This window comes from Caldisericum insulae, from assembly GCF_047785965.1.
In the GTDB taxonomy this organism is placed as follows: Bacteria; Caldisericota; Caldisericia; order Caldisericales; family Caldisericaceae; genus Caldisericum; species Caldisericum exile_A.
The window spans coordinates 290,810-304,830 of record NZ_JBLOBF010000001.1 but is presented as its reverse complement, the minus strand read 5'-3'; the positions used below and the strand labels follow the sequence as shown (position 1 = coordinate 304,830).

The 14,021-nt window shown below is 32.3% G+C and carries 14 protein-coding genes; 13 read left to right on the top strand and 1 reads right to left on the bottom strand.

What is annotated here, in order from left to right; genetic code table 11:
• The first annotated feature begins 69 nt into the window (after window positions 1–69).
• Both dnaG and ACMV0E_RS01555 read left to right on the top strand, forming a co-directional pair.
• Window positions 70–1,791, top strand: a complete 1,722-nt coding sequence (gene dnaG, locus ACMV0E_RS01560) for a DNA primase (protein ID WP_416084614.1) — start codon at window positions 70–72, stop codon at window positions 1,789–1,791.
• Window positions 1,792–1,795: 4 nt separating this feature from the next.
• The gene (locus tag ACMV0E_RS01555) at window positions 1,796–2,974 is read left to right on the top strand and encodes a sigma-70 family RNA polymerase sigma factor (RefSeq protein ID WP_416084613.1); all 1,179 of its coding nucleotides are present in this window, start codon (window positions 1,796–1,798) and stop codon (window positions 2,972–2,974) included.
• Between the two features lies 1 nt (window position 2,975).
• Here ACMV0E_RS01555 and pepT read toward each other — a convergent pair whose 3' ends face one another.
• Window positions 2,976–4,199, bottom strand: a complete 1,224-nt coding sequence (gene pepT / locus ACMV0E_RS01550; RefSeq protein WP_416084612.1) for a peptidase T — start codon at window positions 4,197–4,199, stop codon at window positions 2,976–2,978.
• Between the two features lie 71 nt (window positions 4,200–4,270).
• Between pepT and ACMV0E_RS01545 the strand changes: the two genes are divergently transcribed.
• The 11 genes from ACMV0E_RS01545 (at window position 4,271) to tpiA (ending at window position 14,018) form a co-directional block, all read left to right on the top strand.
• A complete protein-coding gene (locus ACMV0E_RS01545) occupies window positions 4,271–5,002 on the top strand; it encodes a nucleoside phosphorylase (protein ID WP_416084611.1) in 732 nt (243 codons plus the stop codon).
• The gene (locus tag ACMV0E_RS01540; protein ID WP_416084610.1) at window positions 4,999–5,901 is read left to right on the top strand and encodes a pseudouridine-5'-phosphate glycosidase; all 903 of its coding nucleotides are present in this window, start codon (window positions 4,999–5,001) and stop codon (window positions 5,899–5,901) included. Before ACMV0E_RS01545 ends, ACMV0E_RS01540 begins: the two co-directional genes overlap by 4 nt.
• Complete coding sequence (locus ACMV0E_RS01535) at window positions 5,888–6,619, top strand: class I SAM-dependent methyltransferase (protein ID WP_416084609.1); 732 nt, start codon at window positions 5,888–5,890, stop codon at window positions 6,617–6,619. Before ACMV0E_RS01540 ends, ACMV0E_RS01535 begins: the two co-directional genes overlap by 14 nt.
• A gap of 69 nt (window positions 6,620–6,688) precedes the next feature.
• On the top strand, window positions 6,689–7,126 hold the full coding sequence (locus tag ACMV0E_RS01530; protein ID WP_416084608.1) for an RrF2 family transcriptional regulator: 438 nt from the start codon (window positions 6,689–6,691) through the stop codon (window positions 7,124–7,126).
• A complete protein-coding gene (locus ACMV0E_RS01525; protein ID WP_416084607.1) occupies window positions 7,098–8,102 on the top strand; it encodes an Mrp/NBP35 family ATP-binding protein in 1,005 nt (334 codons plus the stop codon). Before ACMV0E_RS01530 ends, ACMV0E_RS01525 begins: the two co-directional genes overlap by 29 nt.
• 43 nt (window positions 8,103–8,145) lie before the next feature.
• Complete coding sequence (locus ACMV0E_RS01520; protein ID WP_416084606.1) at window positions 8,146–9,114, top strand: PhoH family protein; 969 nt, start codon at window positions 8,146–8,148, stop codon at window positions 9,112–9,114.
• On the top strand, window positions 9,077–11,125 hold the full coding sequence (locus ACMV0E_RS01515) for an HD family phosphohydrolase (RefSeq protein ID WP_416084605.1): 2,049 nt from the start codon (window positions 9,077–9,079) through the stop codon (window positions 11,123–11,125). Before ACMV0E_RS01520 ends, ACMV0E_RS01515 begins: the two co-directional genes overlap by 38 nt.
• Window positions 11,115–11,588 carry an rRNA maturation RNase YbeY gene (gene ybeY / locus ACMV0E_RS01510; protein WP_416084604.1) on the top strand — a complete coding sequence of 158 codons (474 nt, stop codon included), beginning with the start codon at window positions 11,115–11,117 and terminating at the stop codon, window positions 11,586–11,588. Before ACMV0E_RS01515 ends, ybeY begins: the two co-directional genes overlap by 11 nt.
• Window positions 11,576–12,871, top strand: a complete 1,296-nt coding sequence (locus ACMV0E_RS01505) for a hemolysin family protein (protein WP_416084603.1) — start codon at window positions 11,576–11,578, stop codon at window positions 12,869–12,871. Before ybeY ends, ACMV0E_RS01505 begins: the two co-directional genes overlap by 13 nt.
• Window positions 12,858–13,256, top strand: a complete 399-nt coding sequence (cdd, locus tag ACMV0E_RS01500; protein WP_416084602.1) for a cytidine deaminase — start codon at window positions 12,858–12,860, stop codon at window positions 13,254–13,256. Before ACMV0E_RS01505 ends, cdd begins: the two co-directional genes overlap by 14 nt.
• A 3-nt stretch (window positions 13,257–13,259) precedes the next feature.
• Entirely contained in the window at window positions 13,260–14,018 is a 759-nt protein-coding gene (gene tpiA / locus ACMV0E_RS01495; protein WP_416084601.1) for a triose-phosphate isomerase, read from the top strand.
• Window positions 14,019–14,021 lie beyond the last annotated feature (3 nt).

Here is a 14,021-nt window from a genome sequence, read left to right as displayed (position 1 = left end):
TCTCTCTAATTACATAAAAATTTTATATCATAAGAGGAAATTGATATCAAATTTTCGTATTTATAGTTGATGAAAGACTTAAGAGAAATTATCGAAGAAATACATTCGAAAGTTGATATAGTTGATTTTATTGGTAAGTATGTAAAACTCAAAAAACAAGGCTCAAATTATGTGGGTTTATGCCCATTCCATCAGGAGAAGACCCCCTCTTTCGTAGTAAGTCCGACAAAGCAACTTTATCATTGTTTTGGATGTGGAGCAAGTGGCGATGTAGTTACATTTCTTATGAAAATTGAAAATATGTCTTTTAAAGACGCACTCAAACAACTTGCTGATATCGCACAAATTGATATTCCAACATATTTTCCAAAAGAGAATCTTGACAGAGAAATCCTTTATTCTATTAATGAAGAGACTAAAAATTATTTTGTTGAAAAATTAAAAGGAAAACCATATGAGTATCTTCTAAAACGTGGCCTAGATGATAAAAGTATAAGGTTTTATCAATTAGGATTTATAGATGATGACAATAAGGAAATATATGATTATCTTATTTCAAAAGGCTTCAAAAGAGAAGATATTTTAAAAACGGGAAATTTCAGGGTCGATAATTCTGGAAATATAGTTTCTTACTTTTATAACAGAATCATGATTCCGATCTTTGATTTAAGTGGTAAAATCATAGGTTTTAGTGGACGAAGTTTTGCCAATCAAGAACCTAAATACTTAAATTCTGTTGATTCACCATTATTCAAAAAAGGCGAGACTCTTTATCTAATGAATTTTTCAAAAGATTACATAAGAGAAAAAAATGAAGCAATTATTGTTGAAGGATATTTTGATGCGATTATTCTTTTTGAAAACGGAATAAAAAATGTAGTTTCAACGATGGGAACTGCATTCACTGAGCAACATGCAAAAGTCATAAAAAGATTTGCATCGACAATTTATTTCTTTTTTGATAGTGATCTTGGTGGCAGAAATGGAGCTGAAAGAGCGATCGATGTTTGCTATAAGTTTGATTTGAAACCCTTGATTGTTACAAGTAATAATAGTCTTGATCCTGACGAAATTATTTTAAAAGATGGAACTGACACTGTTTTAAATATGCTTAAAGATGCAAAAGATCCTGTGTTCTTTATTCTAGACTTTGAATTATCAAAAACTGATGGAAGTATTCAATCTAAAAACATAGCAATTCAAAAGACAATTGAGACAATTTCTAAAATTGAAAGTAAAACACTTGTTTTTGAATATATTAAAGAAATATCTATTAAAAGTAAAATAGATGAAAGGTTCCTAATAGATGCTTATAATAAAATTATTGGGAAAAGTAGAAATATTATAAGTAAAGATTTAATTAGTCTTGCTCCAAAATTGCAGGATAGAATTTACCGGATTCAAGAGATATTCACTCAAGCAATTTTACAGAATTCACCACTAATAAATGAAATTTTGAATGTTTGTCCCTTAACTGAATTTCGAGACCCTTTTCGAAAGATTGTAGGCAAAGCACTCGAAGATATAGAAAATAAAAATCTTCCAGACCCCTCAAGCTGGCTTGAGCTTGATCAGGAAACGTACAATAAAGCCGTTGAACTTTACATGAGAGACGAATTTCTTGTAAGGGAAGAATCAATAAGGGAACATATTGAGTCTTATAAAGACATAAAAATCTATGAATCAAAACTAAACGAGTTGTATAATGAAATCCAAAACATCGAAGGCGAAGAAAAACTACAAAAAATAAGAGAATTTAATGCTCTTATTAAACAATATAAAGGAAGGTGACATTATGCAAGAAAAAGACACTTCACTACAGCTAATTAAAAACTATTTAAAGAAACTAAAAGAGTTAAGTAAAGATGAAAAAGAAGTAGTAAGAAAACTAATTGAAAGAGGCAGAGTAACTGGATTTCTCTCTTATGAGGAGATTGCAGATGCGCTTGAGAGGATGCCACTAACAGCTGATGAAATTGATGAAATGTTTATACTTTTACAAAAACTTAAAGTTAAGTTCGGTGATAAAGAGAGACTCGAAAGAATAAAAGGAAAACTCACAAGAAAAGCAGTAGAAGAGGTTGAAATTACCGAACTTAAAAATCCAATACAGTCTTATCTTGCAACGATTGGTTCAGTAGATCTCCTCACTCCAGAAGAGGAAATGGAACTTGCCAAGAAAATTGCACATGGAACTGAAGAAGAAAAAAAGTGGGCAAAAGAAAAGCTGCTTAGGGCTAATCTAAGACTTGTTGTTAGCATTGCAAAAAGATACACAGGTCACGGACTTTCATTTCTCGACCTAATACAAGAAGGCAATCTTGGACTTATAAGAGCTGCAGAGAAATTTGACTATAGAAAAGGCTTTAGATTTTCAACTTATGCGACTTGGTGGATTAGACAGGCAATTACGAGAGCACTTGCAGATCAATCAAGACTTATAAGAGTCCCTGTGCATATGGTTGATAGTATTAATAAAATAGAGAAGGCATCCAAGGAACTGATGCAAGAGTTGGGTAGAGAACCAACTTATAAAGAGCTTGCCGAAAGAACAGGTATCTCAGAAAAAAAGATTAGCAAATATTTAAGACTTGCTCAACAACCTCTTTCACTTGAAATGCCTGTAGGAGATGAAGAGGAAAGTAGGCTTGAAAATTTCATTGAGGATAACAGACATCTTACACCAGAAGGTGAAAGTCTCAATCAGTATTACAAAGAACAAATAGAAAAAGTATTGAACAAACTAACACCCCGCGAAAGGGAAATTCTAAAATACCGAATGGGACTTGATGGAGAATATCCTCATACTCTCGAAGAAGTAGGGACAATTTTTGGTGTAACAAGAGAAAGGATTCGACAGGTTGAAGCAAAAGCAAAGCGTAAATTAGCACAATATTTGAAACAATTAGAAAAAGAGGAAGGCACTTTAGAGGAAGAAAGTGGATATGAAGATAACGAGGAATTTCAGGATTAAACTAAAAAGCCTTAGCTATTAGAGTAATAATGTTTTTAACAACTTCTTTTGCTTTTTCCATGGCTTGAATTGAAGCAAACTCATATATGCTGTGGTAGTTATGTCCGCCTGAAAAAATGTTTGGTGTGGGTATACCCATATACGTTAGTCTTGCTCCGTCTGTTCCACCTCTTATTGGCTTAGTTTTGAATTCAAGACCCGCTTTTTCAAAGGCCTTTTTAGCTATATCTAGTATTTCTGGATGCTGTTCAATAATTTCCTTCATGTTGTAGTATTGATCTTTTATTTCGATTGAAACAGTCCCTTCACCATATTTGTCGTTAAGAAAATTAGCAATATTTTCTGCAAAATATTTTCTAAATTGGAATTTTGTCTTATTGTGATCTCTTATAATCGCTTTTAAATTTAATTCCTCTACTCCACCATTGATCTCATAGAAATGATAAAAACCTTCATAGCCTTCGGTTGCTTCTGGCGTTTCAAGTGATGGAAATAGAAACATTAACTCTTGAGAAATCCTGATTGCATTCTTCATTGCTCCTTTTGCGGTTCCAGGATGCGTGTTTATTCCATGAATCTTGTATTTTAGTAAGGCCGCATTAAAGTTTTCGTATTCAAAAACTCCGTATCCTTCTCCATCTACGGTATAAGCAAAGTCAGGTTTAAAAAAAGATAGATCAATTTTATCTACACCGCGGCCTACTTCTTCATCCGGAGTAAATACAACATAAATATCTCCATGGGGGAGATTTTGTTCTTTTATTTCTTTGATTGCCTGTATTATTTCAACAATTCCTGCTTTATCATCTGCACCAAGGAGAGTTGTTCCATCTGTTACTATAAGATCATGTCCAATAAACTCTTCTAATATAGGAAATTTTTCTTTTGAAAGAATAATACCTTTCTCATGATTAAGTATAATATCTGTTCCATTATATTTTTCAATTATCTTTGGGTTAACATTTTGTCCAGATACCTCGGGTGAAGTATCAAGGTGTGCAAGAAATCCTACTTTTGGGACATCAGTTTCAATGTTCTTTGGAATTAATGTATAAACATATCCAAATTCACTAACATTTGCATCAAATCCAAGTTTATTTAGGTCTTCTTTAATGATATTTGCAAGTTCAAGTTGCTGAGAAGTACTTGGGAATGTTTCTGAATCTTCTTTTGACTGCGTATTTACTTTTACGTACCTAATAAATCTTTCTATTAATTCGTTCATATTTCACCTCTTAGAAATTATACCAAAATATATATAATATAGAAAATAAAAATGCTTATTGGAGGTTAATTATGGCACAATTTCATATTAGGTGCGAAAGTGAAGACATTTCACCCTATGCAATCCTTGTAGGAAATCCACAAAGAGCTGAAAAAATGTCAAAGCTTTTAGAAGGTGCAAAGCTTGTAAATGAATACAGGCTACTTTACGTCTATACTGGTTTTTACAAAGGAGAAAGAATTACTATAGCAACAACGGGAATGGGGGCACCATCGACTGCAATAGTACTAGAGGAGCTTATTAATCTAGGTGGTAAGGTTTTTATTCGTGTTGGATCTGCAGGAGGAATTGATCCTAAATTGGATGTTGGAGATATTGTTATTGCAACTGGAAGTGTTAGAGATGATGGAACAACACAAAATTATTTAAGACAAACCTTTCCAGCTGTAGCTAACTTCGATTTAACAAAAACACTTATCGAGGTAGGCAAAGAAATAAAACCAAATATAGCGTATGGAGTTGTAATTTCACAAGATGCCTTTTACGTGCCATATTCTGACGAAGAGATGGAAAAATTTGTAAAAGCACAAGTAAAAGCAGTAGAAATGGAAAGTGGATGTGTATTTATAGTTAGTCAGTTTAGAGGTGTTAAAGCAGGAGCACTTTTCGCTCTCGATGGAAATGTATATCTTAAAAAGATGAAACCATTTGATGCAGAAGAATTATTCAAGCGTGCTGAAGACGATGCAATAAAAATTGGACTCGAAGCAATTTATAGACTATCTAAGGAAGGACTAAAATGAGAATTTCAAATAAAGTTTTAAATGCGCTTAAAAATGGAGATCCAATTGTAGCTCTTGAAACAACGATTATTACTCATGGAATGCCTTATCCACAAAATATTGAAACAGCATTTGAGGTTGAAAACGTAGTAATAAAAAATGGTGCAGTACCTGCTACAATAGGGATACTCGACGGCGTTGTGATTGTCGGTTTGAGTCAAGATGAAATAGAGGCATTGGCAAAAAAGAAAGATATTATTAAAGTATCAACAAGAGAAATACCACTTGCAGTTGCAAAAGGATTATCTGGGGGGACAACTGTTTCTGCAACATCATTTCTTGCAGAAAAAACAAACATTAAAGTCTTTGCAACTGGTGGTATTGGTGGCGTTCACAGAGAAGTAAATGAAACTTTTGATATTTCGAGAGATCTTGAAGAACTTGCTGAGCGAGATATTATTGTTGTATCAAGCGGAGTAAAATCAATTCTTGACGTAGAAAAGACAATTGAGTATTTGGAGACAAAAGGCGTCCTCGTTTTGGGCTATAAAACTGATGAATTTCCAACATTTTATTCAAGAAAGAGCGGGATAAAGATTGATCCTACAGATGAGTTTGAAGTTTCAAAAATCTTAAGAGCAAAAAAACTATTCAATATTAAAGGATCAATTCTCGTTGCAAATCCGATACCAGAAGAATTTGAAATCGACTATAATACAATGGAAATATGGATTAATGAAGCTTTAGACGAAATGAAGAAGGTGGGTCTTAAAGGAAAAAGCGTAACTCCCTTTATATTGTCAAAGATTGTTGAACTAAGCAAAGGAAAGTCTCTTCAGGCTAATATCGCACTTATCAAGGATAATGCAAGAGTTGCCTCCTTAATATCGAAAGAAATTGCTTCACATGGACTGGACTAAAGATTATTTCGATGATATATATTTAAAATATTTTCTTCTTGCACAAAAAGAAGAAAGAACAAAAGAACAAGTAGACTTTATTGAAAAGTTTTTAGAAAAAGATTCATACATCCTTGATGCTGGATGTGGTATTGGAAGACATTCTATAGAGCTTGCTAAAAGAGGCTATAAAGTTTTAGGAATTGATACAAGCCCAATTTATATAAAGGTAGCAAATGAAACAAAAAGCCAGCTCAAACTTGAAAATGCATCATTTGATGTAATGGATATGAGAGAACTTTCTTTTGAAAATACCTTTGATGCAATAATAAATATGTGGTCTTCTTTTGGATATTTCGATGATGGCACAAATGAACATATCTTAAGGCTATTTTTTCAAGCTTTGAAAAAGAATGGTTTTCTAATTATTGACATTGAAAATAGAGATTACATACTAAAATATTTTATCCGCGAAACATTCAAAGAAAGAGAAGATGGCATTTTCATTCTTGAAAGACGAAAATTTAATCCTGTAACCTCTGTTGTTTCGACTCATCGTTACATTGTGGGACCAAATATAAGGAAAGACTATTTGAGACACATAAGGATATATTCTCTAACAGAAATGATAAATATCTTCAAACAAGTTGGTTTTAGCAAGTTAGAGTATTATGGGAATTACAACTTCGAAAAATTCCATGTAGACTCAGAAAGGATTTTAATAATTGGTTTTAAATAAATTGCCTTGTTTTTTTTGGAAATTGTAATATAATATTACTGTATTGGTAATAATTGAAAAGAGGTTAAAATGATTCTTACGACTCTTGAAGGATATGCAATAAAATCACTCATTTACATTGCAAGCAAGAAAGATAGACGTGCAACAGTTAGTGAGATTGCACAAAATAATAATGTCTCTTTCCCCTATATTTTAAGAATTTGCTCCATGTTAAGAGAACACCACATCCTTGAAAGCGAGAAGGGTAGAAGTGGTGGCTATATAATGGTCCGTGATCCAAAGGATATTAGTGTTCTTGAAATAATTCAAGCTGTAAAAAGAAATAGCATTGAGGTTAAATGTGAATTTGGTTTGAAGACTTCTAAATGCAAGCCAGCGGAGTGTATATCAATGCAATCTCTTGAATACCTCAAAAGCAGATTGGATGACTTTTTAAGTAAAATAACACTACAGGATTTGTTAGAAAGGAGTTTAAATTATGCCAATTTTACAAACACAGGTAATTGATGTACTTAAAACAACTTATGTTCCCAAACTCAAAAAATTGCTTCTGAACATTGGTAGTATTGATGGAGTTGAAGTTGTTGGGAAGAAAGTCAATATTGCACTTAGACTGAATCCACTTGATGAAGAGACACTTCAACAGCTTAAAGACATTATTTCAAAAAGACTTACACAACTCGGAGCAGAGGTTGTTGAATTTGAAATTACTTTTAAGGAGCAACCTAAGATAAAGTACATTATTGCAATTGGTTCAGGAAAGGGTGGAGTTGGAAAATCAACCGTTACCACAAATCTTGCAGTTGCACTTGCAAATCTTGGATACAAAGTTGGTATAATGGATGCAGATATTTACGGTCCAAATATACCTAAAATGTTTGGAGTAGAGCAAGAACTTCCAAAAGTAACCCAAGACAGAAAAATGATCCCAGTTGAAAAGTTTGGTGTTAAGCTCATTTCGATTGGTTTTTTGCTTGAAGATCCATCAACTCCAGTCATATGGAGGGGACCATTAGCAACTAAGGCTCTGGAACAGCTTTATGAAGATGTAGAATGGGGAGAACTGGATTTTCTTTTGATTGACTTGCCACCTGGAACAGGCGATGTAGCTTTAACAATTGCACAGACTATTCCAACTCACTATGGGATAATAGTAACAACACCCCAAAGCGTTTCTGTTTTAGATGCTTCAAAAGCACTGGTTATGTTTAAGCAAATGAACATGGAAGTTTTGGGAGTAATTGAGAATATGTCATATTTTAGATGTCCTCATTGTGGTACTAAGACCGAAATTTTTGGAGCAGGTGGTGGAAGGAAGCTCGCTGAATCTCAAGGCGTTCCATTCCTTGGAAGTGTCCCTCTTGAAGTTCAAGTACGTGAGGGTGGAGATGAAGGAATACCTTCGTTTTTTGTTGAGGGTAATAGTGAAGTAAGAGAAGCTTTTACCAAAATTTCTAACGAAATTCTAAATATCCTAAAATAATGTTTTGAGATTGATCGTATTTCTGCTATTCTATAATTAGATAATGGGAGAAGATACCGAGGTAATACGACTTAAAAATTCTAAAAACATACTAAAAATAACAGGTGTGTTAGATGAAAACTTTAGGGTATTAGAAGAAAACTTAAATGTTAAAATCACACTAAGGGAAGAAAAAATATACATAAGTGGAAAAAATGAAAACGTTCAGTTAGCTAAAAAAATACTGAAAGAAATAGAGCGACTTGCTGATAAAAGTTATCCTTTTTCTATAGAGGAGTTAATTTACTCAACAAAAATTAAAGATAGTGATTTTCTAAAAGAGCTACCCGCAAGTATCATTATTGAGGACGTTAAAGGCAGAGGTATTGTTCCAAAAACCCTAGGTCAGAAAAAGTTTATAGAAGCTGTTAATAAAAACGATATAACGTTTGTTATTGGTCCAGCTGGTACTGGAAAGACCTTCTTGTCTGTAGCTATGGCAGTGAAATATTTTTTATCAAACAAAATTTCGCGTATAATATTAACTCGACCTGTTGTTGAGGTAGGAGAAAAAATAGGTTATCTTCCAGGTGATATACAACAAAAAGTTGACCCATATTTTAGACCTATATACGATGCATTGTTTGAGTTCCTTGGTCAAGAAAAGACTCAAAGACTTATCAGTAATAAAACAATAGAAATAGCTCCCCTTGCATTCATGCGGGGAAGAACTTTAAATGACGCCTTTATCATAATGGACGAGGCTCAGAACACAACATTCTCCCAAATGAAAATGTTTCTTACAAGACTTGGTATGGGTTCAAAAATGGTTGTCACTGGTGATCTAACTCAGAGTGATTTACTGGCAAGCCAAGGAAAAAATGGATTAGAACTAGCTGTCGAGATTTTGAAGAATGTAGATGGAATTGAATTTGTTTATCTTGATGTAACCGATATTGTGAGACATAACCTTGTTCAAAAGATAATAAATGCATATGAAAAATTTGAGAATAAATCGAAAAATAAATCCTAGATTAATAGTAAATTTTTTTGCACAAGAGTTAAAACTTTTAGCTTTTATATTTGTTTTATTTCTTACCTTAAACTACATTCTTTTATTTCTGTCTTTAAAAGGTCAAATAAATATTTCTGTTAACAAACCTGCTCCTCAAGATATAATCGTACCAGCGACAATTTCGTATATAGATGAAACAAAAACTGCACAGGCTATTGAAAATGCAAAGAAATCCGTAAAACCTCTATATAAATACGATGCAAATGTTGAAATTGAAGTTCAGAACAATATAGTAAACTTTATTAATGAAATAAATTCTGTGAAAGAGGACTCAACAATAACGGTCAGCGAAAAACTTAGTTCAATAAAAGAGATATGTAATAATGATTCCGAAATTGCAAATCTTTTATTTGAAATTAAAACAGATAAGTTAAATTTCTTAAAGAATTTTATTGCAAACGAGTTAAACAATTTATATAAAAAAGGTTTAAGAGATACTGAACTCAGTGACGTAATTAAGTCAATTGAAAAAGATGCAGATTCCTTAGGTCTAAATAGTAACGATAAGCTTATTATCTCATGGCTTGTTCAAAAATTTGTAAAACCAAATTTCATATATGATGAAGATGCAACAGACAAAGCTATACAGGATGCTGTAAAAAATGTAAAACCAGTCGTAGTAGTATTGCAAGAAGGGACCAAAATTATTGAAAAAGGACAGAAAGTCACCGAAGAAGATATTAAATTACTTGAGAAAATTGGGCTATATAAGAGATTTAGTTTCTTCACTTTAAGTCTTCTGTTTTTTCTTTCTATAATTGAAGGAACTCTTGCATTTTATATAGTACATGATAAGAAAAAGAAACTTCAAAAGATTTCAGAATATTTTACTTTGCTTACTTTAGTTTTGATTGCATCATATTCTCTTGGAAGCTTCTCTATTTATACAATCCCAGCATTGCTATTTTTAATAATGGTTAATGAATTTTTTTCATTTAGGGATGTTCTTATTTCTACGCTTATTTTTTTATTGAATTTGTTAACATTCATTAGCCAACCACTTTTTGTCTTACTAGTCTTTTTGTCTATTTCAATTCCAATTGTTTATTACATCAATAAAACAAAGAAAATCTCAAGTTATTTTGTTTCAAGCATTATTGGAGGAACATTTGTTTCTTTTGTGGTATTTATTCTTAATAAAAACTTTTCGTTGCCCAACCAACTTTCTTTTAGTAACGCGTTTTATTCATTTTTAAATTTTATGTTTTCACCAATTGTTGCTATCGCAATAGTATACATATTCGAGCATATCTTTAATGAGGCTACATTTCTTAGACTTCTTGAATTAAACGATTTAAACACCCCACTCCTCAAGGAAATGTCTGTTAAAGCACCAGGTACATTTGCCCATAGTCTTTTTGTTGCAAATATTTCATCGCAAGCAGCTGATGCCATTAACGCAAATTCGCTTTTGGCAAGAGTCGGTGCATTATATCATGACATAGGGAAATTACTTTATCCTTTTTACTTCACAGAGAATCAGACAGACATAGCAAATATTCATAACACTATTTCGCCCAGCTTAAGTAAAGTAATTATTATTAATCATGTGAAGGACGGAATAGAACTTGCAAAAAGGTATAGACTCCCTGATGATATAATTCACTTCATTGAGACACATCATGGAAAAAGTGTAATTATGTATTTTTATCTTAAAGCAAAAGAAGTTGATCCAAACGTTTCTATGGACGATTTTAGATACCCAGGACCTCTCCCAGATACTAAGGAAACTGTTATAGTTTCTCTTGCAGATGCAGTTGAAGCAGCTTCAAAGAGTCTTGGCAACGAAGAAATAGATTACAGAAAAATTGAAGAACTTGTTAATAGATTGGTTGAGGACAGAATAAAACAGGGAGAATTAGCAAATGCAGAAATTACTTTTTCTGAACTTGAAAAGGTAAAAGTTTCATTTGTAAAAAGTCTACTTTCAATATATCATAAAAGAGAGAGGTATCCTGATGGAAAGTAAGGTTAGAGTGGAAATCTTAAATAAGGTTAGAAAATTTAAGGTAAATAAAACTGGTATAAAGAATGTTGTAGATTCTATTTTTAATGAATTAAATGTTAAAGAAAAGGGACAAATTAGTATTGTGCTTCTGTCTAAAAATGCCATAAGAGAAATAAATAAAAGATATAGGAAAAAAGATAAACCTACAAATGTCCTTTCATTCCAGATCGATTATGAAAAAGGAAAAAATATCTACGGAGAAATTTTAATTTCTCCTGAAGTAGCTCAAAATGAGGCAAAAAAACTCGGTAACAATTTTAATGACTATTTTATATTTTTAATTATTCATGGGGTACTTCATCTTCTTGGATATGATCATGAAAAAGATGAGGAGAGGATTGTTATGGAACAGTTAGAGGAAAAACTTCTCAAGGAAATTTTAGTTAAAATTAAAAGGCAGGTGGTTAAACTTTGTCTTCGTTAGGTTTAAGTATCATATTAATTATTGTATTACTGTTTTTCTCTGCTATATTCACTATGCTTGAATCTGCAATGTTTAATTCATCGCTATTAAGAATTCAAACAGCAGCGAAAAGGAACTTTATTTACAAACTTATATTGGAGCACAAAAAGAGGCCAGAAAATTTCATAAGTGCAGTTGTAATAGGGAATAATTTTGTAAATTTTCTAATTTCAGCGTTAATTACAAATATTGCAGTTATTTATTCAAATAAGTTCGGGTTTTCAAATGAAATTGTTATTCTGCTTGCAACTATAACTACTACTCTTATTGTGGTTATTTTTGGCGAAACTGTGCCAAAAACAATAGGAAGCACAATTCCAGAGAAGAGTTTAGGAGCAACATTTACAATTTTTCTTCCATTCTACTACATTTTAAAGCCATTCGCTTTTATTCTTTCAAAGATTTCAGAATTTATACTCTTTATTTTTGGTATAAAAGGTGGCGAAAAGCGATTTTTTGAATCTGAAGATGAAGTTATTTCAATGATTGAACTTGGGAAAAGAGAAGGCTTAATAGAACATGAGGAAGAAAAAATGATATATTCAATCTTTGAATTCGGCGATACTATAGTCAAAGAAATTATGACCCCAAGGGTTGATATAGTTGCAATTGATATCGAAAGTGATCTTGATGAGATACTTGATATTATAACAAAAAGTGGTCACTCAAGATTGCCAGTTTATGAGGAAAAAATTGATAATGTAATAGGAATCTTGTATGTAAAGGATTTACTAAAAGTCATCGCCAAAAAGGAAAAGCCTGAAATAAGGAAAATTTTACGTGCCCCATTTTTTGTACCGGAGACAAAAAGAGTTGATGAATTGTTCAAAGAGATGCAAAAGAATAAAATTCAAATTGCCCTTGTTTTCGATGAATATGGAGGCGTTTCGGGACTTGTTACCATAGAAGATATTCTTGAGGAAATCGTTGGAGAGATACAAGATGAGTTTGATATTGAAGAAAAGCCAGTTCAGAGGCTCGATGATAATGCATACCTTATTTCCGGAGCATTTAACATTGATGACTTTAACGAAATGTTTAACGTCCAGCTTTCAGGTGAAGAAGCATCTACAATAGGAGGATTACTTTTAGAACATTTTGGAAGATTGCCAAATCCAGGAGAAGAAATTATAATTGATAATGTAAAATTCATAGTAAGTAAAGTTAGAAATAGAAGAATAGTGCAAGTCAAAGTAATTTTTGTAGAAGAGAGGAAAGAAGGTGAAACAAATGAAAAAGAATGAGGTAATAGAAAAAGCAATAGAAGCAATGAACAAGGCTTATGCACCATATTCAAAGTTTAAAGTTGGTGCAGCACTTCTAACTAAAAGTGGAAAGATTTTTACAGGTTGTAATATTGAAAATTCAAGTTATGGTGCAAGTGTTTGTGCAGAAAGAGTTGCGATTTTTAAGGCAGTAAGTGAGGGCGAATATGAGTTTGAATTGCTTGTTGTTGCAACAAAAACTGATGAACCATCACCACCGTGTGGAATTTGTAGACAGGTGATTTCAGAATTCTCAAATGATCTTCCTATTATACTTGTTAACGAAAAAGGTTCTATTATTGAGACAAATATAAAAGAATTATTACCATTTCCTTTTTTAAAAGAAAAACTTGATGGGAGGTAAAAAATGAAAAAATACTTTCTTTTTGCGAACTGGAAAATGCATAAGACAATAAAGGAATCTTTAGAATATGCAGATTGTTTAAAAAATTTTAAGGATTATGCAGAAGAAGTTAAAATTGGAATATTTCCTCCATTTACAGCGTTAGAAAGTTTTGCTAAGTCTGTGAGATCTTTACCCGTAAGTGTAGGAGCGCAAAACATGTACCATGAAGAAAAAGGAGCATTTACTGGCGAGATTTCACCACTAATGCTTAATGAAATTGGAGTTAAGTATGTTCTTATTGGACACTCAGAGAGACGTCATATATTCAATGAAGATAACAGTCTAATAAACAAGAAAGTCTTGTCAGCGATGGGACATGGAATAATGCCTGTCCTTTGTGTTGGCGAAACATTAGATGAGAGAAACGAAAACAAAACAAAAGAAGTTATAAGAGAACAGATAGTTAAAGGTCTAAACGGTGTTAATACAACCAACTTTGTAATTGCATATGAGCCTGTGTGGGCAATAGGAACAGGGATAAATGCAACTCCTGAACAGGCAAAAGAAGTCCATCAATTTATAAAAGAATTACTTCACGAGAAATTCGGAGACAGTTCTTCCGAAATTTCTATTCTTTATGGTGGAAGCATAAAATCTGATAACTTCAACAGTCTTGCATCTGTTGAAGAAATTGACGGAGGACTCGTAGGTGGAGCAAGTCTTGATTGTAAAACATTTATTGAACTTTATAAAATATTGATGAATAAAAAGTTAAAATAAAAA